The 25521-nt window shown below is 50.0% G+C and carries 25 protein-coding genes; 19 read left to right on the plus strand and 6 right to left on the minus strand.

Annotated elements, in window-relative coordinates; all coding sequences use genetic code 11:
* Positions 1-16: 16 nt before the first annotated feature.
* From DHL47_RS01335 to DHL47_RS01345, 3 genes are all read right to left on the minus strand, one after another.
* A complete protein-coding gene (locus DHL47_RS01335; RefSeq protein ID WP_128834476.1) occupies positions 17-643 on the minus strand; it encodes a cyclodeaminase/cyclohydrolase family protein in 627 nt (208 codons plus the stop codon).
* A 15-nt stretch (positions 644-658) separates the two neighbouring features.
* Positions 659-1558, minus strand: coding sequence for a glutamate formimidoyltransferase (ftcD, locus tag DHL47_RS01340; protein WP_209550644.1), 900 nt, complete (start codon positions 1556-1558; stop codon positions 659-661).
* Positions 1559-1656: 98 nt separating this feature from the next.
* Entirely contained in the window at positions 1657-3687 is a 2031-nt protein-coding gene (locus DHL47_RS01345) for a urocanate hydratase (RefSeq protein ID WP_128834470.1), read from the minus strand.
* Positions 3688-4051: 364 nt separating this feature from the next.
* On the opposite strand from DHL47_RS01345, the gene hutI reads away from it, so the two are divergent.
* The 9 genes from hutI (at position 4052) to DHL47_RS01390 (ending at position 10524) form a co-directional block, all read left to right on the plus strand.
* Complete coding sequence (gene hutI / locus DHL47_RS01350) at positions 4052-5317, plus strand: imidazolonepropionase (RefSeq protein WP_209550645.1); 1266 nt, start codon at positions 4052-4054, stop codon at positions 5315-5317.
* Between the two features lie 296 nt (positions 5318-5613).
* Positions 5614-6030, plus strand: coding sequence for a hypothetical protein (locus tag DHL47_RS01355; protein ID WP_128834465.1), 417 nt, complete (start codon positions 5614-5616; stop codon positions 6028-6030).
* 147 nt (positions 6031-6177) lie between these two features.
* Positions 6178-6468 (plus strand): 30S ribosomal protein S6, encoded by a 291-nt coding sequence (gene rpsF / locus DHL47_RS01360; protein ID WP_002896497.1) that lies wholly within the window; start codon positions 6178-6180, stop codon positions 6466-6468.
* A gap of 12 nt (positions 6469-6480) precedes the next feature.
* A complete protein-coding gene (locus DHL47_RS01365; protein WP_128834462.1) occupies positions 6481-6975 on the plus strand; it encodes a single-stranded DNA-binding protein in 495 nt (164 codons plus the stop codon).
* Positions 6976-7008: 33 nt separating this feature from the next.
* Positions 7009-7248, plus strand: coding sequence for a 30S ribosomal protein S18 (gene rpsR / locus DHL47_RS01370; protein ID WP_000068664.1), 240 nt, complete (start codon positions 7009-7011; stop codon positions 7246-7248).
* 53 nt (positions 7249-7301) lie between these two features.
* On the plus strand, positions 7302-7955 hold the full coding sequence (locus DHL47_RS01375) for a TetR/AcrR family transcriptional regulator (RefSeq protein ID WP_209550701.1): 654 nt from the start codon (positions 7302-7304) through the stop codon (positions 7953-7955).
* 127 nt (positions 7956-8082) lie between these two features.
* Positions 8083-8796: an ABC transporter ATP-binding protein gene (locus tag DHL47_RS01380; protein WP_128834457.1), complete on the plus strand. Its 714-nt coding sequence runs from the start codon at positions 8083-8085 to the stop codon at positions 8794-8796.
* Positions 8789-10330, plus strand: coding sequence for an ABC transporter permease (locus DHL47_RS01385; protein WP_245335510.1), 1542 nt, complete (start codon positions 8789-8791; stop codon positions 10328-10330). Before DHL47_RS01380 ends, DHL47_RS01385 begins: the two co-directional genes overlap by 8 nt.
* Complete coding sequence (locus DHL47_RS01390; protein ID WP_209550646.1) at positions 10330-10524, plus strand: DUF1648 domain-containing protein; 195 nt, start codon at positions 10330-10332, stop codon at positions 10522-10524. The genes DHL47_RS01385 and DHL47_RS01390 overlap by 1 nt, the downstream gene beginning before the upstream one ends.
* A 33-nt stretch (positions 10525-10557) precedes the next feature.
* Here DHL47_RS01390 and DHL47_RS01395 read toward each other — a convergent pair whose 3' ends face one another.
* Positions 10558-11232 (minus strand): DUF1129 domain-containing protein, encoded by a 675-nt coding sequence (locus tag DHL47_RS01395; RefSeq protein WP_209550647.1) that lies wholly within the window; start codon positions 11230-11232, stop codon positions 10558-10560.
* An 18-nt stretch (positions 11233-11250) separates the two neighbouring features.
* Positions 11251-12195, minus strand: coding sequence for a magnesium transporter CorA family protein (locus tag DHL47_RS01400; RefSeq protein WP_128834450.1), 945 nt, complete (start codon positions 12193-12195; stop codon positions 11251-11253).
* Positions 12196-12322: 127 nt separating this feature from the next.
* Here DHL47_RS01400 and uvrA point away from each other — a divergent pair, with 127 nt between their 5' ends.
* The 5 genes from uvrA (at position 12323) to nusB (ending at position 17910) form a co-directional block, all read left to right on the plus strand.
* The gene (uvrA, locus tag DHL47_RS01405) at positions 12323-15151 is read left to right on the plus strand and encodes an excinuclease ABC subunit UvrA (protein ID WP_209550648.1); all 2829 of its coding nucleotides are present in this window, start codon (positions 12323-12325) and stop codon (positions 15149-15151) included.
* Positions 15152-15399: 248 nt separating this feature from the next.
* Entirely contained in the window at positions 15400-16461 is a 1062-nt protein-coding gene (locus DHL47_RS01410) for a M24 family metallopeptidase (protein ID WP_209550649.1), read from the plus strand.
* 60 nt (positions 16462-16521) lie between these two features.
* Positions 16522-17082, plus strand: coding sequence for an elongation factor P (gene efp, locus DHL47_RS01415; protein ID WP_128834446.1), 561 nt, complete (start codon positions 16522-16524; stop codon positions 17080-17082).
* A 20-nt stretch (positions 17083-17102) separates the two neighbouring features.
* A complete protein-coding gene (locus DHL47_RS01420; protein ID WP_128834444.1) occupies positions 17103-17492 on the plus strand; it encodes an Asp23/Gls24 family envelope stress response protein in 390 nt (129 codons plus the stop codon).
* Positions 17485-17910, plus strand: coding sequence for a transcription antitermination factor NusB (nusB, locus tag DHL47_RS01425; RefSeq protein ID WP_128834441.1), 426 nt, complete (start codon positions 17485-17487; stop codon positions 17908-17910). Before DHL47_RS01420 ends, nusB begins: the two co-directional genes overlap by 8 nt.
* Before the next feature lie 278 nt (positions 17911-18188).
* On the opposite strand, the gene DHL47_RS01430 is transcribed toward nusB, so the two are convergent.
* On the minus strand, positions 18189-19202 hold the full coding sequence (locus DHL47_RS01430; RefSeq protein ID WP_128834438.1) for a helix-turn-helix domain-containing protein: 1014 nt from the start codon (positions 19200-19202) through the stop codon (positions 18189-18191).
* Positions 19203-19351: 149 nt separating this feature from the next.
* On the opposite strand from DHL47_RS01430, the gene DHL47_RS01435 reads away from it, so the two are divergent.
* From DHL47_RS01435 to DHL47_RS01455, 5 genes are read left to right on the plus strand one after another with little or no spacing between them, the layout of a single operon-like run.
* Positions 19352-21094: an ABC transporter ATP-binding protein gene (locus DHL47_RS01435; RefSeq protein WP_209550650.1), complete on the plus strand. Its 1743-nt coding sequence runs from the start codon at positions 19352-19354 to the stop codon at positions 21092-21094.
* Positions 21091-22818, plus strand: coding sequence for an ABC transporter ATP-binding protein (locus tag DHL47_RS01440; protein ID WP_209550651.1), 1728 nt, complete (start codon positions 21091-21093; stop codon positions 22816-22818). Before DHL47_RS01435 ends, DHL47_RS01440 begins: the two co-directional genes overlap by 4 nt.
* A gap of 17 nt (positions 22819-22835) precedes the next feature.
* Positions 22836-23423 carry an MptD family putative ECF transporter S component gene (locus DHL47_RS01445; protein WP_209550652.1) on the plus strand — a complete coding sequence of 196 codons (588 nt, stop codon included), beginning with the start codon at positions 22836-22838 and terminating at the stop codon, positions 23421-23423.
* A 13-nt stretch (positions 23424-23436) separates the two neighbouring features.
* The gene (locus DHL47_RS01450) at positions 23437-24138 is read left to right on the plus strand and encodes an energy-coupling factor transporter transmembrane component T (protein ID WP_209550653.1); all 702 of its coding nucleotides are present in this window, start codon (positions 23437-23439) and stop codon (positions 24136-24138) included.
* Complete coding sequence (locus DHL47_RS01455; protein ID WP_209550654.1) at positions 24131-25507, plus strand: ABC transporter ATP-binding protein; 1377 nt, start codon at positions 24131-24133, stop codon at positions 25505-25507. Before DHL47_RS01450 ends, DHL47_RS01455 begins: the two co-directional genes overlap by 8 nt.
* Positions 25508-25521: the final 14 nt, after the last annotated feature.

Below are 25521 nucleotides of genomic sequence, written 5' to 3' on the forward strand. Positions count from 1 at the left end.
CTTCTCTTCTGCTGAATTAGACAACTTTCAAAATTTCTTGATAAATCTCATCTGCCAGAGCACTGCCCTTGCGGAGCAGCTCCTCTCCCTTGGAGCGGTAGTCGGACACAAAAGCCTGGTCCCTGACACCTGACAGGTTGATGAGAACATTGAGCCAGGCGCCTTGGAGGCCGGCCTTGAGATTGAGGGCGGCAACGCCCAGATCGCTGGCAGCGTTGGTGTTGGACTTGCCGACAGCCTGCTTGGTCACTTGCAGAGCGGCCCAGATGTCTTCCATCATGGCATAGGGAGACTTGGTGGCCTCCTTGAGAGCCTGCTGCATGGCTTCCCGCCGGGCGGCCTTGTCATCTTCTGTCTCTTTTGGCATATCAAAGACCGCTGAGACCAGATTAAAGGCTTCGGTGTCCTTGTCAATGGCAGCCAGCAGCCTGTCCTGCAGGCGGGCACTTTCCTGATGGACCTGAGCGATTTCCTGCTCAAAGTCGGCATACTTTTTCTTGCCCAGCGTCAGCTCACAGACCATCTTGGTCAGGGAAATGCCATTGGCTGCCGACAGAGCAGCAGCAGAGCCGCCTCCGGGAGCCGGTGCATCGGAGCCCAGCACCCGGGCAAATTCTTCTAAGCTTAAATCAACTAATTTCATATCCGCTGCATCCTCCTAGCCCAGCAAATGATTTTCCAGAACCTGCTTGCCGTAGTCAAAGTCTTCGATTTGCAGATAGTATTCGGCTGCGTCAATCAAAGCCTTGGCCGGAGCCAGACCGATGACTTCTGAGCCGAGGATTCCAACTCCGTAGCGTTTGGCTTCAAAGCGGACCGTCTCAAAGACGCGGTAGAGCGGGAATTTTTCCAGATTGACCATGTTGATGGAGACCTGAGCGATATTGCGGTCTTCCAGCATGACGCCGATGGCCTTGCAGTACTTGTAGCCACCGCTGGAGCCGCGGATGATTTTAGCAATCTTATTGGCAATATCCAAATCGTCCGTATCCAGATTGATATTGTAGGCGATGAGCGGCATTCTGGCACCGACAGCTGTTACACCGGCAGTGGGGTGAATTTTCCTGTCACCATAGTCCGGAGCCCAGTCAGGTTCCAAGAGTTTTTCCGGCATGCCTTCAAACTGGCCTTTACGAACCTTGGCCAGATTCTTGCGCTCCGGCCGGGTGGCTGCATCTTCATAGAGGAAGATAGGAATGCCCAGCTCGCGGTTGATGCGCTCAGACACGGTTTTGGCGATTTCGACACATTCCTCGCTGCTGATGTCCTTAATAGGCACAAAAGGCAGCACGTCGGTTGCCCCCATGCGGGGATGTTCGCCCTGATGCTTGGTCAGGTCAATGTTTTCGGCTGCATATTTGACCAAGCGGAAAGCGGCTTCCTGAATGTTCTGGTCATCGCCGACCAGAGTGAAAACACTGCGATTGTGGCTGGCATCAGAGGAGTGGTCCAAAAGAGTCACGCCCGGCACGCTCTTAGCTGTTTCTACCAAGCCGTCAATGACCGCCTGATTGCGGCCTTCAGAAAAGTTGGGAATACATTCAACAATTTTTGCCATAAGTTTTTTCTCCTGTTTTGAGTGTGGATTCGATAGCGCTTACATTTTGACGGAAGCGCAGGACTGGACAGCCATTCAGCTGCAGCCCCGCTCCGTGATTATTCAAACAATTTCTTGACAGATTCTTTGACCAAATCCTCATCGCTCAGATAAGGGATGGTGATGTGGTCCGTTCCTGCATGCAGACGGTTGTATTCAATAGCGGTTTCGATAGCGTGCTCATTGCGGGCCCAGTTGCGGCGGGCTACTCCGCCGATGGTATCCCAGGCGATAGCAGACTTGATGATTTCATCGATGCGCTCGCTGCCGTCCAGCACCAGGCCAAAGCCGCCGTTGATGGCTTTGCCGATACCGGTGCCGCCGCCGTTGTGGAGAGCTACCAGACTCATGCCGCGGGCTGCGTTGCCAGCGTAGCATTGCACGGCCATGTCGCAGGTTACGTTTGATCCGTCCTTGATATTCGAAGTTTCACGGAATGGAGAGTCCGTACCGGACACGTCGTGGTGGTCGCGGCCAATCATGACAGGGCCAATCTTGCCTTCGCGGACTAATTCATTGAACTTGAGGGCGATATTGACCCGGCCCATGCAGTCTTGGTAGAGAATCCGAGCCTGAGTTCCAACGACCAGCTGGTTCTTTTCTGCATCGCGAATCCAGTTGTAGTTGTCGCGGTCTTGGTAGCGGCGGTTCGGGTCGATGACTTCCATAGCTGCATGGTCGGTTGCTACCAGATCTTCATGCCTGCCGCTCAGGCAGACCCAGCGGAAAGGACCGTAGCCGTAGTCAAAGAGCATGGGTCCCATGATGTCTTCCACATAGGAAGGCCAGATGAAGCCGTCCTTGTCGTCCAAGCCATTCTTGGAAATTTCCTTGATGCCAGAGTCATAGATGGCTTTCATAAAGGAATTGCCATAGTCAAAGAAGTAGGTGCCATGGTTGGTCAGTTCCTTGATAGCGGCAAAGTGGCGGGCCAGGGTTTCATCGACCAGTTTGTGGAAGGTTTCCTTGTCTTCAGCCAAAAGCCGGGTCCGCTCTTCAAAGCTGATGCCGGCAGGGCAGTAGCCGCCGTCATAGACATTGTGGCAGGAGGTTTGGTCGGAGAGCAGGTCGACATGGATCTTGTTCTCATTGACATATTCCAAGAGGTCAACGATGTTGCCATGATAGGCGATAGAGGTGGATGCACCGGCTTCCAGAGCTTTCTGAGCCAGCTCAATCGCTTCCTCCGGACTTTCGGCAATCTGGCTGACCCAGCCCTGTGAGTGGCGGGTTTCGATCCGGGATTGGTCCACTTCGGCCACGATGGCGACTGCCTTGGCAATTTCTGCAGCCTTGCCCTGAGCCCCGCTCATGCCGCCCAGACCGGAGGAGATAAAGAGCTTACCGGTCAGGTCGCCGTCGTCAGCCACGCCCAGTTTCAGGCGGCCGGCGTTGAGCAGGGTGTTGAAGGTACCGTGAACGATGCCCTGCGGACCGATATACATCCAGCCGCCGGCTGTCATTTGACCGTAGTTGGTCACGCCCATCTCTTCGGCAATTTCCCAGTCTCTCATATTGTCGTATTCGCCGACCAAAAGGCCGTTGGTAATGATGACCCGAGGTGCTTCCGGTTTGGACTTGAAGAGACCGACCGGGTGTCCGGATTCGACCACCAGCGTTTGCTGATCGGTCATCACTTCCAGATATTTCTTGATCAGATTGTACTGCATCCAGTTGGCGCAGACGGAGCCGGTTTCCCCGTAAGTGACCAGCTCGTAGGGGTAGAGGGCGATTTCAAAGCTGAGGTTGTTGTCAATCATGACCTGCATGGCCTTGGCTGCCGTGCAGTTGCCCTTGTATTGGTCAATGGGCTTGCCATAGATGCGTTCTTTTGGCCGCCAGCGGTAGCCGTAAATCCGGCCGCGGGTTTTCAGCTCTTCCAAAAACTCCGGAATGACTTCCTCGTGGAATTTTTTAGGAATATAGCGGAGCGCATTTTTCAGGGCAATCTCTGTCTGAGCCTGTGTCAGGCGGAAGCCCCGGTCTGGTGCTCGGCGGATGCCTTCCTGAAAGACAGTCTTTTCGGGAAGCACATCGTCCAGCTTAACAGTCATAGCGGCTGCAATTTCATTTTCAGTAAAGTATGACATGAAAACTCCTCCTTAAAAGTCCAGTATCATCCTCTTTGAAAATCTTTTCAAACCGCGTCAGCTAGAACGGCCTGAGCCTAGAGAGCTGAAAGCAAGGCAGGGAGCCTGCGGATAAAACAAACGAAGTTTGTGCCAAAGCGCCATCCTTTCGAGGCTGGCTTCCTGCTCGGTTTTTTGATTTTCGTTGAGTATAAATAGATTTCATCCTTATTTTATAAGAAAGCCGTCCACAAAGAGTCAAGAAAAAGAAAAAATCTGCAAAAAATGCAGCCCTCCTATCTTTTGCAAGCTTTTGACTATAATTTGACGATAGTGTATTATGATGAGGAGCAAGAATATTGGAAGATGAAACGGAGGAAGAAGTATGACGGCTGATTTACTATTAACTCATTTCAATCAAGTCTTCTGCCCCAAGGACCTAGGACATCCCCTCTTTGGCGCAGAGATGAAGGAAGCGCAGGTGCTGGAAGACGGCTATATCGCGGTCAAGGACGGGAAAATTTTGGCGGTCGGCAGCGGCCATCCTGCGGCTGACCTGATTGGACCCGACACCCAGATCCAGTCCTATGAGGGCAAGATTGCTGCTCCTGGCTTGATCGACTGCCACACACACTTGGTCTACGGCGGCAGCCGAGAGCATGAGTTTGCCAAGAAGCTGGCCGGTGTTCCTTATCTGGAGATTCTCGCTCAGGGCGGCGGTATTCTCAGCACGGTCCGGGCGACTCGCGCAGCTTCTTTTGACACTCTCTACGACAAGTCCAAGAAACTGCTGGACTATATGCTGCTGCACGGGGTGACCACGGTGGAGGCCAAGAGCGGCTATGGTCTGGACTGGGAGACAGAAAAGCGCCAGCTGGATGTCGTTGGGGCGCTGGACCGTGACCACGAGATTGATTTGGTTTCCACCTTCATGGCGGCCCACGCCGTTCCGCCTGAATACAAGGGCCGTTCTCAGGACTATCTGGACTTGATCGTGGAGGAAATGCTGCCGCGGGTCAAGGCGGAAAACCTGGCTGAATTCTGCGATATTTTCTGTGAAAAAGGTGTCTTTACAGCTGAGGAATCCCGCTACCTGCTCTCCAAGGCTAAGGAACTGGGCTTCAAGCTCCGCATCCATGCCGATGAAATCGAGTCTATCGGCGGGGTCGATGTAGCAGCTGAGCTGGGAGCGACCAGTGCCGAGCACCTGATGATGGCGACCGATGAAGGCATCCGCAAGATGGCCGCAGCCAAGGTTATCGGCAATCTCCTGCCTGCCACCACCTTCAGCCTGATGGAGGACACTTATGCCCCGGCCCGCAAGATGCTGGAAGCTGGTATGGCCATCACCCTGACTACTGACAGCAATCCAGGCTCCTGCCCGACCGCCAACCTGCAGTTTGTCATGCAGCTAGGCTGCTTTATGATGCGGCTGACCCCAGTCGAGGTCCTCAATGCTGTGACTATCAATGCCGCCTACTCTGTCAACCGTCAAGATAAGATTGGCAGCTTTGACAGCGGCAAGCAGGCCGATATCACCATCCTTGATGCCCAAAACATCGACTACCCGCTTTATTTCTTTGCCACCAACCTGACCCATCAGGTCTACAAGGCCGGCAAGCTAGTTGTCGATCAAGGCAGGCTAGTCTAGGATTTATCAAAAACGAATCGTATTTTTCAAGAGCCTGTCTTCATACAAGGTAGATCTTTCAGATAAGAGATAATTTTCCCGTTCGTTTAGGCGAAAATTCGAAGGAATACTGGGCGTATTTCTAAAATTTTGAACGACGAGTGGCGGGGAAAGAGGCTTTTAGATGAATGATTTATCTATGAAGACAGGCTCTAGCTCTCTCTGGCGACAGGGGGAGTTTTTTAAATGAAAATTTTATGTTATAATATATGAGTGATTTACAGGGAGATTAGCCAAATGCCGTAAAGGAGAGCGTCATGCTAAAATCAATTTTTTTCAAATATTACAAATGGTTTTATCTGCTTGCAGTGCTGATTGTCATTCTGGCGGCAGTATTCTTCTATGGTGTGCTCAATGGTAAGCCGAGACAGGTGAACAGGCGAGAGCTTGAAACTGGCCTGGTTAAGGTTCTTAAGAACACTTATAAGGATATTGAAGAAATTCAGCTGACCAGTCCTCATTATCATGCTCCAGACGGCCTTTCTTGCCATGTGAATCTTCGATTTTCTGATAATCAGGAAATGGACTATGACTTGGGCTACAGCAGCAGTCAGAAAGAAAATGACCAAGGCAGTCAGACTGACGAAGGAAGGGCTTTTCTGAAAAATCGAAAAGGAAAAACTAAGACCAAAGTGTCGGTGACTTATCCTGATGGAGATAAGGGCAGAGAATGACGGCTGTTAGAGGTAAATACAGCTAGAATGGCAAAAATTTTTCCCTTGCCTTTCCCGCCCATCTCTGTTATAATAGTTATTTGTGAGCAAACCTCACTTACCCCTTGCAGCGTCTTGGGGTCATTAGACCAAAAGGAGGAAACATCAATGGCTAAATACGAAATTCTTTATATTATTCGTCCAAACATTGAAGAAGAAGCTAAAAACGCTTTGGTAGCACGCTTTGACTCTATCTTGACGGACAACGGTGCAACTGTTGTTGAATCAAAAGACTGGGAAAAACGCCGTCTTGCCTACGAAATCCAAGATTTCCGTGAAGGACTCTACCATATCGTAAACGTTGAAGCAAACGACGATGCAGCTCTGAAAGAGTTTGACCGTCTGTCAAAAATCAACGCCGACATTCTTCGTCACATGATCGTCAAACTTGACGCTTAAGAAGGTAGCATCATGATTAATAACGTTGTACTGGTGGGTCGCATGACCCGCGATGCCGAATTGCGCTATACACCGCAGAATCAAGCGGTCGCAACATTTACTCTGGCTGTCAACCGCAACTTCAAGAATCACAATGGAGAGCGGGAAGCAGACTTCATCAATGTTGTCATCTGGCGTCAGCAGGCAGAAAATCTGGCAAACTGGGCTAAAAAAGGAGCCCTGATTGGCATTACCGGCCGCATTCAGACCCGTAACTACGAAAACCAGCAAGGTCAGCGTGTTTACGTGACAGAAGTCGTGGCGGATAATTTCCAAATGCTGGAAAGCCGTTCTGCCCGTGAAGGTCAGTCTTCAGGCGGTTATGGCGGCAATAGCTTTGGAGGCAGTTCAGCGCCAAGCTATGGCAATGCAGATTCGTCCAGCCAAGTACCGAACTTTTCTCGTGACGAGAGCCCATTTGGCAATACCAATCCAATGGATATCTCGGATGACGACCTGCCATTCTAAGGACCAACAACTATAATATAAAGGAGAAAACACATGGCTCAACAACGTCGTGGCGGATTCAAACGCCGTAAAAAAGTTGATTACATCGCAGCGAACAAAATTGAATATGTTGATTACAAAGATACTGAGCTTCTTAGCCGTTTCGTTTCAGAGCGCGGGAAAATCCTTCCTCGCCGTGTAACCGGAACTTCAGCTAAAAACCAACGCAAAGTCACAACAGCTATCAAACGCGCTCGCGTAATGGCTCTGATGCCTTTCGTAAATGAAGACTAATTAGATTAACAGCAGGCTCTGGCTTGCTGTTTTTTTATTTTGTCATTGACAAAATGTCAGTTAAGTGCTATACTAACCACAAGGAGGCAGAAACCATGCGTGATGTCAAGGATCCAGAGGTACGACGGGCGGAGATTATGGATGCAGCCCTGCAGCTATTTGCCCAGAAAGGCTATCTCAAGACTCGAACTCAGGATATTATTGATAAGGTTGGGATTTCCCGGGGCCTGCTTTATTATCATTTTAAAGATAAGGAAGACATTCTTTACTGTCTCATCGAAAAAAACTCTGAGCCCCTGCTGAGGCGGCTGGAAAAGATCAGTTATCAAGCGGATTTGCCTGTCAAAGAGAAGATTAAGAGTTTTATGGAAGCCACTCTTATTTCGGATGAGCAAATCACTCAGGAAAATCTGGTCCTGCAGGAGACGGTTAATCTGGAAAGGAATCGCTATGTATTGGATCGCTTTTACCATAGGCTAACCGAGCAGATGACTGTTTTTTTCGCTCATATTTTAGAAGAAGGACAGGCTGCTAGAGATTTTCAGCTGGACTATCCGCAGCAGACAGCGTCATTTCTGATGACAGCCTATGTTTTTGTCTCCAATGATGCAAAAATGACTTCAAAATCAGCCAACTTGCAGGATTACTTATCCAGTTTTCAGGCGATTTTGGAGAAGACATTGGGGCTGGACGGATTGATTTTTTAGACAGGGCAGTTTCTGCCTTTTCTTTAGAAAGATAACTGACAAAATGTCAGTGGTGTTTTCTTTATCAGTTTCAGTAGCAAAAAAAATTTACGGCAAGACTGACAAAAAGTTAGTAAAAGGAGGAGTTATGTTAGACATTCAGCATTTGACTAAAACTTATAAGGGTGGTAAAAAGGCCGTGGATAATCTTAGTCTGCGAGTTGAAGCAGGGGATATCTATGGTTTCATCGGGGCCAATGGCGCGGGGAAGACTTCTACAATTAAGTCGATTGTCGGTATCCACGATTTTAACAGCGGGGAGATTTATATCTGTGGTCACTCTATCAAGGATGAGCCGCTGGCCTGTAAGAGGAGCATGGCCTACTTGCCGGATAATCCTGACTTATATGAAAATTTGACAGGGTTTCAGTTTTTAGATTTTATAGCAGATATTTACCGTATTTCCATGGAGAAGCGGCTGCAGTATATTGATAAATATGCAGACATCTTTGAGCTCAAGGATTCTTTGAATAAATTGATTGCGGCTTATTCTCACGGCATGAAGCAGCGCTTGGCACTGATTGCAGCCCTCCTGCATGAACCGAAGCTCTTGATTTTGGATGAACCCTTTGTTGGTTTAGATCCCAAGGGGGCTTTTTATTTCAAGCAAATCATGAAAGAGCTGGCAGGGAAGGGATGTGCGATTTTCTTTTCAACGCATGTATTGGAGGTTGCAGAAGAGCTCTGTACTAAGATTGCTATTTTACAAAAGGGACACTTGGTGGCCAATGGCAAGACTGCTGAGGTAAAAGGTTCCTCTAGCCTAGAAGAAGTATTTATGGAGCTGCAAGATTATGACTAATATTCTTTTACTTTTAAAACTGCAAGTATACAATGTTTTCTCAATCAATCGTCTGCGTCAGCGCAGGGGCAGGAGAACAATCTATCAGCTTGGCTTGATACTTCTCCTTGTTTTCCTGACCGCAGCCTATAATTTTTTGACGGCTCTCAGTCTTGTTCAGATGGGCCAGGCTAATCTGATTCCGGCCTATATGATTGCTGTAGTCAGTTTGCTTATTTTCTTTTTCAGCCTGTTGCAGGTCAATGGCATCCTATTTAACGCTAAAGAGCTGGATAGGCTCCTGGTTTTGCCGGTGAGAACTTGGGAAATAGTCTGCGGCAAATTTGCTTTTCTTTACTTGCTAAATTTTTTGCTGGCTCTGATTTTTATGCTGCCAGCTGGTATGATTTGGCTGCTTTCAGGAGGGCAGCTAGTGGATGTCTTGCTGTACAGCTGCCTCCTGCTCTTTATCCCCCTCTTGCCTCTTTGTCTGGCCTCCCTGTTTTCTTTTCTCATCAGCTATTTGTCAGCTAGACTTGTTCACCAGAATCTCTTTTCTTTCCTAGCATCTCTTGTTCTGCTTTTGGTCTTGCTGGCTGGCAGTATCTGGACTATGAGGGGAGGACAAGGGCGAGATGTTTATCAGCTGCTGACTGGACAGCTAAGCCAGCTCTATCCGCCTGCTAATCTTTTCCTGAACGGACAGGCCTTCTGGAGATCCAGTTTACAGCTTGCAGGATTTTCTTTAGTTGTGGCGGGAATTTTTCTGAAAATCCTGTCCTCTAGCTATTTAAGATTGCATTTTCTGCTGGAAAAATCAGCGACTCCGGTAAAAATCCGCAAAAGAAGACGGAAATCGCCTTTTCTGGCTCTTTATTGCAGGGAGCTGGATAATTTTCTGTCTTCCTATCTCTATCTGCTGAATAGCGGTTTAGGTGTCATTCTTCTGTTGGTATTTTCCTTGCTGCTTTGTTTTGTAAAGCCTCAAGACCTGATTTCCTATCTGCCCTTGGGAGTGAGTCAGGATTTTCTCCCTCTCTTCTTGGCCAGTCTATTTAGTATTTCGAATCCAGCTGCAGCGGCAATTTCACTGGAGGGAGGCCGGATCTGGCTTTTGCAGACCCTGCCGGTCTCAATGAAAGAGATTCTGTGGGCCAAGATGGGGCTGACAATATCCCTGCATTTGATTGGTTTGGCGGTCAGTCTGCCGATTCTCTTTTGGCGCTTTTCGCCGACCATTCCGCAGCTGCTGACTCTTGTCTGCCTATCCTTAGCCTATTCATTTTTCACAGCTCTTCAGGGAATCTTTATTAATTTTCATTATCCAAAATGGATTTGGGACAATGAAATAGTAGTCATCAAGCAGAGTTTGTCCGTTGTTTTATCTGGCTTGGTGGGCATGCTGTCGGTCCTGCTGCCGCTGGCCCTCCATTTCTTCTGTCAATGGCAGCTGACGGCTTCCCTATGGCTGACTACCGGTTTGCTTGCAGCTGTCAGTCTGATTCTCTATAGTTATTTAAGCAAACAAATTTATTTCAAGGAGGTTGATGATTGATGAAAAGGAAAGATATATTTGTTTTAGTGGTGATGGCTGCTCTCGTGGTTCTGCTTATCTTCTTTCTGCCCAATCAGGTCCCGGTTCATTTTAACAGCACAGGAAAGGCGGACATTATTGTCAATCGCTTTTGGTTGATTCTCAGTTTGCCCATCCCCTACTCTCTTTATTGGAAATATTTCAGGCATAAATAAAAGAGGTTGCGCAACCTCTTTTTTATATGCTGATTAATATCTCGTCGGTCCCATAGCGGCGCTTTTGATGTTGAAGCGCTTTTTGAGATAGAAGCGCAGGGCCAGGGCCAGTCCGCCGATAATGACGATAATGATGTTTGAAAGGCGGGGGTTCATCACTTCCGGCAGAAAGCTGGTGGCCATGATAGAGATAAGCCAGAGCAGGACAGCGCCGATCATGATAAGGGCGGATCTCCAAAGCGGCGGTCTTTGGCTGCGGTCTGTGTCAGGTCCATAGAAGCGGTAGATGAAATGGTGATTAGCATAGAAAACTAAGCCTCCGACTACGCTGCCCAAGATCAAGGTCGTCAAGCCATAGACAGAGGGCTGGGAGGAGGAGAGATTGACAATGGAACTCAGGACGGCGAAGAAGCCAAAGATAAAGAGGACAGAGTCCAGCATCATCCATTTGGGATCGTCATTTTCCTTGGGGTGCTCGGCATCGTAACGCTCTTTAGCTGCGAAGGAAGCGGCCCAGGCAGTCGGCGCCCCGTAGAGGCCGCGGGCAGTGATTCCCTTGCTCTGGTTTTCCAATATTTCGGGCAGGATGTCTTCCAGGATTTTCTGGATTTCCTGATCCGTCTTGCCGTCTAGGAGGAGCTGGTGGGTCGCGATGTGGATAAATTCTTTATTTTTTTTGCTGAGTTTGTCTAATGATACTGAGGACATAATCGTTCTTTCTAATGGTTAAAATAGCTTTTTGTGGATAAGGTAGAGGGTCAGGGAGCCGCTCATAGCAAAGGCGATAAACATGATAATCCAAAAGGCATGCGGCTCGCCGTTGAGCGGCAGGTCATTGGTCTTGAAGTTCATGCCATAGGCCGAGAAGATCATGGTCGGGATGGACATGACGACCGTCACCAGAGCCAGTGTCTTCATGATATTATTTTGATTATTGGAGATAATCGAAGCAAAAGTATCGGTCATGCCGCGCAGGATGTTACCGTAAATATCCGCCATCTCGATAGCCTGCTGGGTCTCAATCAGGGTGTCTTCCAGCAGGTCCTCGTCTTCCAGATATTTCTTGATATTGCTGGTAGCGCTGGTCAGCTTTTTAATCACCCGCTCATTGGTCTTGAGGGAGGCTTTGAAATAGACAATGGTCTTTTCCAGCTCCATGAGTTCGATCAGCTCTTCATTGCGGGTGGACTGATGCAGCTGGCTTTCAATCTGCTCGCTCTTGCGGTCAATGGAACGCAGAGCCGTCAGATAGAGCTCGGCATTGCGGTAGAGGATCTGAAAGATAAAGCGGGATCGCATAAAGGTATAGAAATTGCGCAGGCGGCGCTGGATGAAAATATCCAGCAGGGGCAGCTTTTCCAGACAGGTGGTGATGATGGCTTCTTCCGTGATGATAATCCCCAGCGGAATGGTGACGTAATAGATCTTATTATTCCGCTCCTCGGTGATGGGGACATCCACGATAATCAGCGTGTAGTCGTCCTCGATGGTGACCCGGGACATTTCTTCCGCATCGAGCGGTGCCCGCAAATCGGCAATATCAATATTGAAAGCATTGGCGATCTCAAGGGACTCACTCTGAGAAGGATTGACGAGATTGATCCAAGTACCCGATTCAAGACTATCAATTTCTTTAAATTCAGTTGTGGTTGACAGAAATACTTGTTTCATGATGCCTTTCCTTTCCAGAGCTATTTTACATACCGTACCATTATACTACAAATTCGGACTTTTGGGGCAAAAGATTGCAGAAAATTTTGTTATAATAGAGAAGGTTTAAAAGTGAAACGAGGTCAAGATGCAAGATAAGATTGTGATTCATGGAGCGCGAGCTCATAATCTAAAAAATATTGATGTAGAAATTCCCCGTGACAAGCTGGTCGTGGTGACCGGTCTGTCCGGCTCGGGCAAGTCCAGCCTGGCCTTTGACACCCTCTATGCAGAGGGGCAGCGGCGCTATGTAGAGAGCCTGTCGGCCTATGCCCGGCAGTTTTTGGGCAATATGGAAAAGCCGGATGTGGACTCGATTGACGGTCTCAGCCCTGCTATTTCCATCGACCAAAAGACCACCAGCAAAAATCCCCGCTCGACGGTGGGGACGGCGACGGAGATTAACGACTATCTGCGTCTGCTCTACGCGCGTGTCGGAACGCCTTACTGTATCAATGGTCACGGTGCCATCACAGCTTCCTCCGTCGAGCAGATTGTCGACAAGGTCTTGGAGCTGCCGGAGCGTCAGCGGCTGCAAATCCTGGCGCCGGTCATCCGCAAGAAAAAGGGCCAGCACAAGACGGTTTTTGACAAGATTCAGAAAGACGGCTATGTCCGGGTGCGCGTGGACGGCGAGATTTACGATGTGACCGAGGTTTCTGAGCTGTCCAAGAGCAAGCAGCACGATATCGAGGTCGTGGTGGACCGGATTGTCATCAAGGAAGGGGTCCGCAGCCGGCTCTTTGACTCGGTCGAGGCGGCTCTCAGGATTGCGGAGGGCTATGTGGTCATCGACACCATGGACGGCGAGGAGCTGCTCTTTTCCGAGCACTATGCCTGCCCGGTCTGCGGCTTTACAGTGCCTGAGCTGGAGCCGCGGCTCTTCTCCTTTAATGCTCCTTTTGGCTCCTGTCCGGACTGTGACGGTCTGGGAGTCAAGCTGGAGGTAGACTTGGATGTGGTGGTGCCGGATGCCGGCAAGACTCTGAGAGAAGGGGCTTTAGCTCCTTGGAATCCCATTTCCTCTAACTACTATCCGCAGATGCTGGAGCAGGCCATGCAGGAGTTCGGGATTGATATGGATAGGCCTTTTGAGGAGCTGACCGAGGCAGAGCGGCAGCTGATTCTCTTTGGCTCTGAGGGCCGAGAGTTCCATTTTCATTATGAAAATGAATTCGGCGGTGTGCGGGATATTGACATTCCTTTTGAGGGAGTGGTGGCTAATATCAACCGCCGCTATCATGAGACAAACAGTGACTTTACCCGCAATCAGATGCGGCTCTACATGAATGAGCTGACCTGTGCAGCCTGTCAGGGCTACCGGCTCAATGACCAGGCCCTGTCTGTTAAGATTGGCGGAGAGAAGGGGCTCCATATCGGTCAGATTTCCGATTTGTCCATTGCGGATCATTTGGAGGAGCTGGACCGCCTGACCTTGACAGACAATGAAGCGATTATTGCTAAGCCTATTGTCAAGGAAATTCACGACCGTCTGACCTTCCTCAACAACGTCGGCCTCAACTACCTGACCCTGTCGCGCTCAGCGGGCACCCTCTCTGGCGGGGAAAGCCAGCGGATCCGCCTGGCAACTCAGATCGGCTCCAATCTGTCCGGCGTTCTCTATATTCTGGACGAGCCATCCATTGGCCTCCACCAGCGGGATAATGACCGCCTCATTGCCAGCCTGAAAAAGATGCGGGATCTGGGCAATACCCTGATTGTGGTTGAACACGATGAAGACACCATGCGGGAGGCCGACTGGCTGATTGATGTAGGGCCGGGTGCCGGTGTCTTTGGCGGTGAGATTGTCGCTGCCGGCACACCGAGTCAGGTAGCGAAGATCAAAAAATCCATCACCGGTCAGTATCTGTCCGGCAAGCGGGCCATTCCGGTGCCGCTGGACCGCCGGGCCGGCAACGGCCGTTTCATTGAAATTGCAGGCGCTCAGGAGCACAATCTGCAGAATATCACAGCGCGTTTCCCCTTGGGCAAATTCATCGCTGTGACCGGGGTTTCCGGCTCCGGCAAGTCCACGCTGGTCAATTCCATTCTCAAAAAGGCCATTGCCCAGAAGCTCAACCGCAACTCGGACAAGCCCGGCAAGTTTAAGAAAATGACCGGCATTGAGCATGTGGACCGGCTGATTGACATTGACCAAAGCCCGATCGGCCGGACACCGCGATCTAATCCAGCCACCTATACCGGTGTTTTTGACGACATCCGCGACCTCTTTGCCAAAACCAATGAAGCCAAGATTCGCGGCTACAAGAAAGGCCGCTTCAGCTTTAATGTCAAGGGCGGCCGCTGCGAAGCCTGCTCGGGCGATGGAATTATCAAGATTGAGATGCACTTCCTGCCCGATGTCTATGTGGCCTGTGAGGTCTGCCACGGCACGCGCTACAACAGCGAAACGCTGGAAGTCCACTACAAGGAAAAGAATATCGCCCAGGTGCTGGATATGACCGTCAATGATGCGGTGGACTTCTTCCAGCACATTCCTAAGATTGCTCGCAAGCTACAGACTATCAAGGACGTGGGGCTGGGCTATGTGACATTGGGACAGCCGGCGACGACTCTCTCAGGCGGGGAAGCCCAGCGGATGAAGCTGGCTTCTGAGCTCCATAAGCGCTCTACTGGCAAGTCCTTTTACATTCTGGATGAGCCGACGACAGGCCTGCATACAGAGGACATTGCCAAGCTTCTGCATGTTCTGGAACGCTTTGTGGACGATGGCAATACGGTGCTGGTCATCGAGCACAATCTGGATGTCATCAAGACAGCGGACCATATCATTGATCTAGGGCCGGAAGGCGGAGTCGGCGGCGGTACCATTATCGCTTCCGGCACACCGGAGGAAGTTGCGGCCAATCCCGCCAGCTATACCGGCCAGTATTTGAAAGGCAAGCTGGAAAAATAAACTCCTGATACTCAAAGAGAATCAAAAACAACAAGGAAAACCGATGCCGCCAGCGCAAAGCACGGCATTGTGGTTGCAGATAACATTTCTGCAAAGAAGTGTCATCTTCGATTTTCAAAGAGCAGGACACCCACATGACGATTCTGCAAGGAGGCCTTGTCCGTTTTGGCGGGCCTTTTTGTTTTAGTCTATCGTCATTTGCCTGATTTTTTGCTATAATAAGGCTAATCATTCTACGGAGGTACCTCATGTTATCAAGAATTGAGAAGTTTGAAGCAGCCCTGGCCCAGTCAGACTGCGACGGAGTGCTGGTCACTAATCTGAAAAATATCTACTACCTGACTGGTTTCAGCGGGACAGAAGCGACAGTTTTTATCAGCAAAAACCGCCGGATTTTCCTGACGGATGCGCGCTATACACTGATTGCCAAGGGAGCGGTCCGCGGTTTTGACATTGTGGAAACGCGCGACGCGATTGGGGAGATTGTCAAAATCATTGCGGACGACAAGCTGGAGAAAGTCGGCTTTGACGATGAAGTTTCCTATGCTTATTTCAAGATGCTGGAAAGTGTCTTCTCCTCCTACGAGCTGGTACCGATGACGGGTTTTATTGAAAAGCTGCGCATGATTAAAGATGAGCAGGAAATCGCAACCATTCGCAAGGCCTGTCAGATTTCTGACCAAGCCTTTCTGGATGTACTGGACTTTATCAAGCCCGGTCAGACGACAGAGCTGGCTGTGATGAACTTTTTAGATGCCCGTATGCGCCAGCTGGGTGCTTCAGGTGCCTCTTTTGACTTTATCATCGCTTCAGGCTGCCGCTCAGCCATGCCGCATGGCGTGGCCAGTGACAAGGTGATCCAGAGCGGAGAAACGCTGACGCTGGACTTTGGCTGCTACTACAATCACTATGTCAGCGATATGACCCGGACCATTCATATCGGCCAGACGACAGATGAGGAGCGGGAGATTTATGATATGGTTCTGCGCAGCAATCAAGCCCTGATAGAAGCAGCCAAGGCCGGTCTCAGCTGCATTGACTTTGACCGCATTCCGCGTCAGGTCATCAACGATGCTGGCTACGGTCCTTACTTTAGCCACGGCATCGGCCACGGTATCGGTCTGGACATCCATGAGATTCCTTACTTCGGCAAGTCAGAGGAGCCGATTGAGGCCGGCATGGTTCTGACAGATGAGCCGGGCATTTATCTGGACGGCAAATACGGTGTCCGGATTGAGGACGATCTCCTCATCACTGAGAGCGGCTGCGAGGTCCTGACGCTGGCTCCCAAAGAGTTGATTGTTATTTGAGAATTATCAGGCTTTATGATAGAATAAAGAGAATATAATTTTAAAAAGAGGTAATATAGAATGATTGAAGCAAGCAAGCTGAAAGCTGGCATGACCTTTGAGACAGCTGATGGCAAGTTGATCCGCGTTTTGGAGGCCAGCCACCACAAGCCAGGTAAGGGAAATACCATTATGCGGATGAAGCTGCGCGATGTCCGTACAGGCTCTACCTTTGACACCAGCTACCGCCCAGAAGAAAAATTTGAGCAGGCCATTATCGAAACCCGCCCAGCCCAATACCTGTACCAAATGGACGGCACCGCCTACTTCATGGATACGGAGTCCTTTGACCAGTATGAAATTCCAGTGGCCAGCGTTGCTGAAGAACTGAAGTTTATTCTGGAAAACTCAGAAGTAAAAATCCAGTTCTATGGAACAGAGGTAATTGGTGTGACGGTACCGACAACGGTAGAATTGGTGGTGACCGATACCCAGCCATCCATCAAGGGTGCCACCGTGACGGGCTCCGGTAAGCCAGCGACTCTGGAGACTGGTCTGGTTGTCAATGTGCCGGACTTCATCGAAGTCGGACAGAAATTGATTATCAATACCGCTGAAGGAACCTATGTTTCCCGCGCATAATTTAGAAGAGGTAATGAACTATGGCAACTGAACAATTAGGTGAAATCGTCATTGCACCGCGTGTTTTGGAGAAGATTATTGCCATTGCAACGGCAAAGGTAGAAGGAGTTTACTCTTTCGCAAATAAGAGTATGTCTGACAGCCTGTCGATGCGTTCGCTGGGCCGCGGTGTTGCCCTGCATACGGATGAAACCGGCGATGTGACAGTAGACATCTATCTCTACCTGGAGTACGGAGTCAGCGTTCCGACGGTGGCTGTTGCAATCCAAAAAGCAGTCAAGAGTGCCGTCTATGATATGGCTGAGGTGGAGCTGTCTGCTGTCAATATTCATGTGGCTGGTATCGTTCCGGAAAAAGCGCCAAAACCAGACCTGAAAGACCTGTTTGACGAGGATTTCCTCAATGACTGATGTTTTTTTGGAATCCAGAAGAGATCTGCGCCAGCGCGCTTTTCAGGCTTTGATGAGCCTAGAATACGAGGGCGATGTTCTGGAAGCCTGCCGCTTTGCTTATTCCTATGACAAGGAGGAAGAGGGGGCAGAACCTGAACTTCCGGTTTTTCTCCTCAATCTGGTCACCGGCGTTGACAAATCCAAAGAGGAGCTAGACCAAAAAATCGCTCAGCACCTCAAAGCGGGCTGGACAGTGGACCGTCTGACCTTGGTAGAAAAGAATATCCTGCGCTTGGGGATTTTTGAAATCACAGAATTTGATACCCCGCAGCTGGTAGCCGTGAATGAGGCTATTGAGCTGTCCAAGCAGTTCTCTGATGAGAAATCCAGCAAGTTTATCAATGGGATTCTCAGCCAGTTTGTAACAGAAGAGTAGACCGCTTCGGAAGGGAAGTTTTCTGAGGCTGGCTGTCTTGAGGCAGCAGCGGCAGAAGCGAGAAGACTGTCTCGCCGCCTTAGCCTGAGCCTAGAAACCCAAAGGCGAGGAGGCTCAAAACTTAGCTACGGAATTCCGAAGGAAGCCGCTGGCGTCCGTCCCCACCTAAGGGAAAGTCTTAAAGAAGGCTTTGTCTTCCATCTAAGCAAACGCAGTTTGTATCGCTTGTTTTCATCAAAGTGGTTTACCCCAGTCGTCTTCGATAGTATAAAAAATTCCTAGCCGTTTTGGCTAGGTTTTTTTAGTTGCTGGCATTTATCGCATTTGCTGCGGCCGGTGTGGTTGTGGTGCCGTTTGACTTCGTGGGGATAGATACCCGTGTACTTTTTAAAGAGGGCGGAAAAGCGGCTGTGGGACTGGTAGCCGACTGACATGGCAACGTCCTTGATTTCCAGATGGGTGCTGCCCAAAAGCTGTTCAGCTGCGGCCATGCGCCGGCGCTGGGTGTACTCGGTCATGGTCATTTTGTATTTGAGTTTGAAGGTGTTTTTCAGCTTGGTCTTGCTCATCATGGCAATCTTGCTCAGCAGTTCCTGAGGAATATCAGAAGCATAGTGGTCGTCAATGTAGCTGCTGACATTGCTGAGGGCCAGATCATCGGCTGCATTGAGTGTGCTGCTGCCCTCTTGGTGATTGTAGTAGTCGTTGATGATGACGCTCAGCCATTCCTTGGCTTTGATTTCATAAAAGAGCTCACTGCCGATGGAACTGACATGATAATGCAGGATTTCCTCTGCAATCTTGCCCAGTTTTTCGGCATTAAACTTGTGGGATTCTGTAAAAATCCGGTTAATTTCACCTTGGTTGAGCTGAAACTGTCCCATCAGATAGTCTTCAATCATACTTTCTTTAAAATCAATTTCCACTGTTTGAAAATAAGATTGGCCGTTGAGCAAAAAACGCAGCTGCTGCCCTTGGTTGAGCACGATAAAGCTGGACTTGCTTCGGAGAGCTTTGTAGGGGGACAGGCACTCGCCGTTGGCAGATTTGAAATAAGATGAAAAGGCAAGGAAGTCTTTGTGCTGGCGCAGATCCATCGTCAAAAAACTGTCCTTTTTGATAAAAGAATCATGGATGTTAATCCGGAAATAATCCGTTTCGTAATTCCAGTAAAAGCCTTCTGCTTCATCATTGCTGGTAAAATAGGTCTTGCCGTGGCTGGAAAAACGCTGGCAGTTCTCCAGCAGGCTGTACTGTTGGCTGTTTAAAAACCCATCAAAATCTACATTCATAAGAGACTCCTATAACACGATTAGCCAAATACTACAATTCGTCATAAAATTTAATAATGATTGTTGTTCATTTTTAAGAGTGGTAAAATATGAATAGCATTATTATAACGATTTGCAGCTGCTTTTACAAGTACGAAAGAGGATATTTTATGTTTTCTGTCTATAAAAAGCTTTTTTCATATATACCTGACCGAAAAGGCTTGGCTTATCTTGCTATTTTCTTTTCTGCCCTGTCTGCCATGCTGATGGCGGGAGCTCTTTATTATTTATATGAGTTCTTGCGGGGCCTTCTGCTTTCTGGCAATACCGCCTCGGCTGCGGCCTATGCGCTTGTCATTGTTTCCATGATGCTGGCTGGCTCCCTGCTTTATATGACTTCCGGGGTCTTGGCGCACATGGTGGCCTTCCGCTTGGAGACCAATCTGAGAAAAAGAGGGATTGACGGCCTGATGGCTTCTAATTTTGCCTTTTTCGGGACCTCCAGTTCGGGCAAGATTCGGAAGATTATCGATGACAATGCTGCAGAGACCCATACGATTGTGGCCCATCTGATACCGGACAATGTCGGGGTAGTGGTGACGCCGCTCATGATTGTAGGTCTGGCCTTTGTCATTCAGCCGCTGATGGGCTTCTTGCTCCTGCTTCTGATTGCAATCGGTGCCTGGCAGGTCAAGGGCATGGTCGGCAAGCCTGAGCTGATGAGTCTTTATGCGGCGACGCTGGAAAATCTCAACAGCGCTACGGTGGAATATGTCCGCGGGATGCAGGTCATCAAGATTTTTAAGACTTCGGTCGCTTCCTTTAAGGCACTGTCGCAGGCTATTCAGGCTTATTCAGAGACTGCTCTGCAGTATTCCTTTACCTGCCGCCGGGCCTATGTCAGCTTTCAGGTTTTGTTTGCGAGCTATATTTTGCTGCTGATTTCGGCTTTTGCCTTTCTGCTGCCTGAAAGAGAGCAGCTGCACCTGCTGCCGCAGTTTCTCTACCTCTTTTCGGTCATCGGACTTCTCTTTACCTGCTTTATGCGGGTCATGTATCTGGGCATGTACCAGTACAAGGCTGTTGAGGTCATTGATAAAATCGAACAGCTCTATCAGCAGATGACTGAGAACAAGGTGTATCAAGGTTCCGAGGAAGAGCTGATAGACGGCAGCCTTGCCTTTCAGGAGGTGTCTTTTGGCTATGAGGAAGACCAGCTGATCCTAGATCGCCTGTCCTTCCGCTTAGAGGCCAATAAAGTCTATGCTCTGGTCGGAGCCAGCGGCAGCGGTAAGTCGACGATTGCCAAGCTCATGGCCGGTTTTTATAAGGCGGGGAGCGGACAGATTCTCTTGGGGCAAAAGCCCATTGAATCCTACAGTCAAGAAGCTGCCATGCGGCAGATTGCCTTTGTCTTTCAGCAGTCCAAGCTCTTTAAGCTGTCGATTTATGACAATGTCCGGCTGGGCCGGCCGGAGGCCAGCCGTGAGGAAGTGATGCGGGCGCTGGATTTGGCCTGCTGTCAGGATATTCTGGATAAATTTCCCGACCGGGAAGAGACCCAAATCGGGGCCGAGGGAGTCCACCTGTCGGGCGGCGAGATGCAGCGGCTGGCGATTGCCCGAGCGATTTTAAAAGATGCCCGGCTGCTTATTTTGGATGAGGCATCAGCTTCGACGGATGTCAACAATGAATACCAAATTCAGCAGGCCTTTGCCCGCTTGATGGAGAATAAGACCGTCATCATCATTGCCCACCGCCTGAGCTCTATCAGGGGAGTTGATGAAATTCTGGTCATTGACCAGGGCAGAATCGTGGAGCGGGGCAGAGATCAGGACCTGTCTGAAAAGTCCGGTCTCTATCGGCGTCTGAAAGAGCTCTATGCCAGTGCAGATGAATGGAGGGTATCATGATAGATGAACTGAAAAACAGGTTTGGTCTGACGCAGACCGGCGCTAAAAACCTTTTCCGGGCCTGTCTGGTCTCCTTTCTGGGCTTCTGTCTGCAAATGCTGCCCATGATGATTGTGATGCTTTATCTGCAGGGGCTTCTGAGCGGGCAGCTGGCTTCCCCGCTGCTTTTTCTTCTGGCGACTCTGGTAACGGTCATCCTGCTTTATGCGGGTATCAATATGGACTACAACGCGACCTATACCACGACTTATAAGGAGAGCGCCAATATACGGACGGACATTGCAGAAATCCTGCAGACCCTGCCCTTGTCCTACTTTTCCAGCCACGATCTGTCCGATCTGTCTCAGACCATCATGAGCGATGTGGAGCGGCTGGAGCATGCCCTCAGCCATGCCATTTCTAAAACGCTGGGTTTTGTCCTTTTCTTCTTTTTAGTCAGTGCCCTGATGCTGATGGGCAATCTGCTTCTGGGACTCTGCATTGTGCTGCCCTTGCTGCTGATTGCCGGACTGATCTGGCTGTCCAAAGAACTGCCCAAATGGGCTTCAGCTGCCTACTGGCAGCAGCTGCGGGCTAATTCAGAAAGCTTTCAGGAGGCCATTGAGCTGCAGGAGGAGATCAAGGCCTATAACCTGGGCGCTCAGCTGAGCCAGAAACTTTACCGCCAAATGGAAGCAAGCGAAAAACTGCACCTGAAGACAGAAATCCTGCAGGGGCTGCCGGTGTTGGCGGCAGGAGTGGGGCTGCGTCTGACTCTGGGTCTGGTCGTTTTGGTCGGCTCCTGGCTTTTAGCTCAGGGTCAGCTGCCCTTGCTCTACTTTCTGGGCTACCTGCTGGCCACGGTCAAAATTATTGACGGCATGGAGGGGCTCTATATGAATGTCGCCGAGATTCTCTATATCAATGCTGCGGTCAGGCGGATAAAGGAGCTGCGGGAAGCACCCAAGCAGCAGGGGCAGGATGTTTTCCTCCGGCACTTTGATATTGAGCTGGACGGCGTCGGCTTTGCCTATAAAGAGGGGCAGCCAGTCCTGCAGGATGTCAGCTTTACTGCCAAGCAAAAGGAAATCACTGCCTTGGTCGGCCCGTCCGGCTGCGGCAAGACCAGCCTGCTGCGCCTCATTTCCCGGCTCTATGACTACCAAGAAGGCCAGATCAGGATTGACGGACAGGAGCTGAAAGAGATCAGCACCAACTCGCTCTTTGATTCGATTTCGATTGTTTTTCAGGATGTCAGTCTCTTTAATGCCTCTGTCTTGGAAAATATCCGTCTGGGCCGGCCGGACGCTTCTGACGAAGAAGTGCTGGCAGCAGCCCGTCAGGCCAACTGTCAGGCCTTTGTCGAGGCTTTGCCGGATGGCTATGACAGTCTGGTCGGTGAGAATGGCGCCAAGCTGTCGGGCGGCGAGCGCCAGCGGATTTCGATTGCCCGTGCCCTGCTCAAGCAGGCGCCGATTGTCATTTTAGATGAAATCACCTCATCGCTGGATATTGAAAATGAAAAGCTGATTCAGGAGAGTCTCAGTCTGCTGCTCAGGGACAAGACGGTCATCATCATTTCCCACCGCCTGAAATCGATTGAAAATGCTGATAAAATCGTGGTTCTCAAGGACGGCCGGGTGGATGGCATCGGCCGGCACAGGGAGCTCCTGCAGACTTCGGCGGTCTATCAGGAACTGGTGGAGACTTCTCGGCTGATTGAAGCATTTAAGTACAATAAATAAGAAAGGAAGTATTCCCTATGAAAAAAACTGCTTTCTCTGTTACAGATCTGGTCAATGCTGGTCTTTTTTCTCTCTTGATTGTGGCCGTGTCTTTTGTATCGGGCATGATTGGCTTTGTGCCTATCACCATGCCCATCGTTCCTTTCTTTGGCGCCCTGATTTCAGGTCCGCTCTTCATGCTCTACAGCGCCAGAATCCATCGTTTTGGCATGATGCTGATTATGGGCTTGGTTTCTGCCTTGGTCTTTATCGCGACCGGCCATACAGCTCTGATCCTGCTGGGGACTGTTTTGGCGGCTCTGGCTGGAGAGTATATTTTAAAAAAAGGCGGTTATCAAAGCATCAAGCATGCCCGCTGGGCCTATGTGGCCTACAGCCTGTCTTCCTGCTTTAACCTGCTGCCGATCTATCTGACACGGGCAGACTATGTGCAGCATATGCTGGAACAAGGCTATGGTCAGGATTTTGCGGACCAAATGATGAGTGTCCTGCCTGACTGGTCCTTTCTTCCTATTGTCGTATTGGGGATGGTGGGGGCTTATCTGGGCTGCACCATCGGCATCAAGATGCTGAAAAAGCACTTCAAGCAGGCTGGCATGGCTTAGATAGAGGCTCCTTATGAAACTGGACTTTCGCACCAAGCTGGCCCTGACCGTTGTGATCTCCTATATTCTGCTCTTGGGCAATCTCCACCACCGTTATTTTCCGCTGGTCGTCTGCTTGGCAGCCCTGCCCTATCTTTTTCTCTTGCTGGCAGGGAAAATTGCAGAGGCAGTCAAGGGGCTGCTGCTGATTGGGCTGGCTGTTGTCATGCAGTATATTCTGCTGCGCTACCATCTGTCATCGTCCATCCTGCAGGCGGTCTTTCTCTTTATGACTATGGTCGTGCTGCGCATGTCGCCGGGCGTGATGATGGGTCGTTACAGCCTTTTGACCACCTCTATGAGCGATTTGGTGGCTTCGCTGCAGAGAATGAAGCTGCCCGACAGTTTGATTATCCCCATATCGGTCATGTTTCGCTTTTTCTACACGGTCAAGGAAGACTATCGCCAGATTCGGGATGCTATGTATCTGCATGGGCTGACCGGCAGGGAGTTTTTCAAAAATCCAGCCCGCATGCTGGAATACCGCTATGTGCCCCTCTTGGTATGCCTGACCCGAACGGCAGACGACGTGGCCATCTCAGCTATGACGAGAGGCTTAGTGGTGGGCGGCCGCCGCTCCAGTCTGTCTCAGACCAGGCTGGGCCTTTTGGACTATCTCCTGCTGGGCCTCCTGCTGGCAGTCCTGGCCTTAGATATTTGGAGTCGCTATGCTTGAATTTAAAGATTTCACTATTTCCTATGAGAAGCCTGTCCTGAAAGCTCTCAATCTGAAGTTTCAGCCGGGACAGATTACGGTTGTCAGCGGTGCTTCCGGCAGCGGCAAGAGCAGTCTGCTGCGCACAATCAACGGCGTCATTCCCTATTTTCAGCCGGCAGAGCTGTCCGGCAGCCTGACCTATCAGGGTCAGGATTTGCTGGCTCTGGATATGGCTGAGCGCAGCCGTTTTATTTCCACCGTTTTTCAAAATCCCAAGACTCAGTTTTATGCGACCAATTCGACCGATGAAATGGCCTTTGCCTTAGAAAACCGCAATCTGCCCCGGCAGGAGATTATCGAGCGCATCGACAGCTATACCCGGCTGTTGGGCGTGGAAAGGCTGCTGGACCGGGACATCTTTACCCTGTCAGGCGGAGAAAAGCAGCTTTTGGCGATTACCAGTGTGGCCTGCATGAACAACGATATTTATATGTTTGATGAACCTTCATCCTCGCTGGATCGAGAAGCTATCGAGCGGCTGAAAGAAGTTCTGCTCACATTAAAAAAGCTGGGCAAGACTCTGATTGTCGCTGAGCACCGGCTCTATTATCTGCAGGACATCATGGATCAGTTTATTTTGCTGGAAGATGCGACAGCTGCATCTTACCAGCCGCAGGAATTGGACGAAGATTTCCTGAGGCAGCACAAGCTGCGCAGCCTGACCAAGATCCAAAAGTCTGATTTGCAGACTTTGGACTACCGAGCCAAGTCCATGACAGATAAGGGGTTTGAGGCTTCAGCCTCCCTTCTGGCTCAGGATTACAGCTACAGCTATGAGCGGCAGCCGGTCTTTGATATGAATCTTTCCCTGGAGCCGGGGATAAACTTTCTCATCGGTCAGAATGGTGTCGGCAAAAGCACTTTTCTGCGCTGTCTGAGCGGTTTGAATAAGCGGTTCAAGGGCCGAGCTTTCTATCGCGGCCGCCTGCTCAAACCCAGCTACCCTTGGCTCAGTATGATTATGCAGGATGTCAACTATCAGCTCTTTACAGAGTCGGTTTGGTCAGAGATTTCGATTGTCAGTGAGGACGAAGCTGCCAAGGAAGCAGCTCTGGCCCAGGTCGGTCTCTTGGACAAGAAAGAGCGCCATCCGCAGACCCTGTCGGGCGGAGAAAAGCAGCGTCTGCTGCTGGCCATGGCCAAGGTATCAGACAAGCCCATTGTCATTTTGGATGAGCCGACCAGCGGTCTGTGCAAAGGCCAAATGGAGCGCATGATAGAGGACCTGCAGCAGATGGCAGAGCAGGGCAGGCTTCTGATTATTGTGACCCATGACTATGAGCTGATTAAGGCCTGCGGCGGCCATATTGTAGAATTTGTTAGATGAGCAGTATAGAATGC

Source organism: Streptococcus panodentis (assembly GCF_017884005.1).
Taxonomy (GTDB): Bacteria; Bacillota; Bacilli; order Lactobacillales; family Streptococcaceae; genus Streptococcus; species Streptococcus panodentis.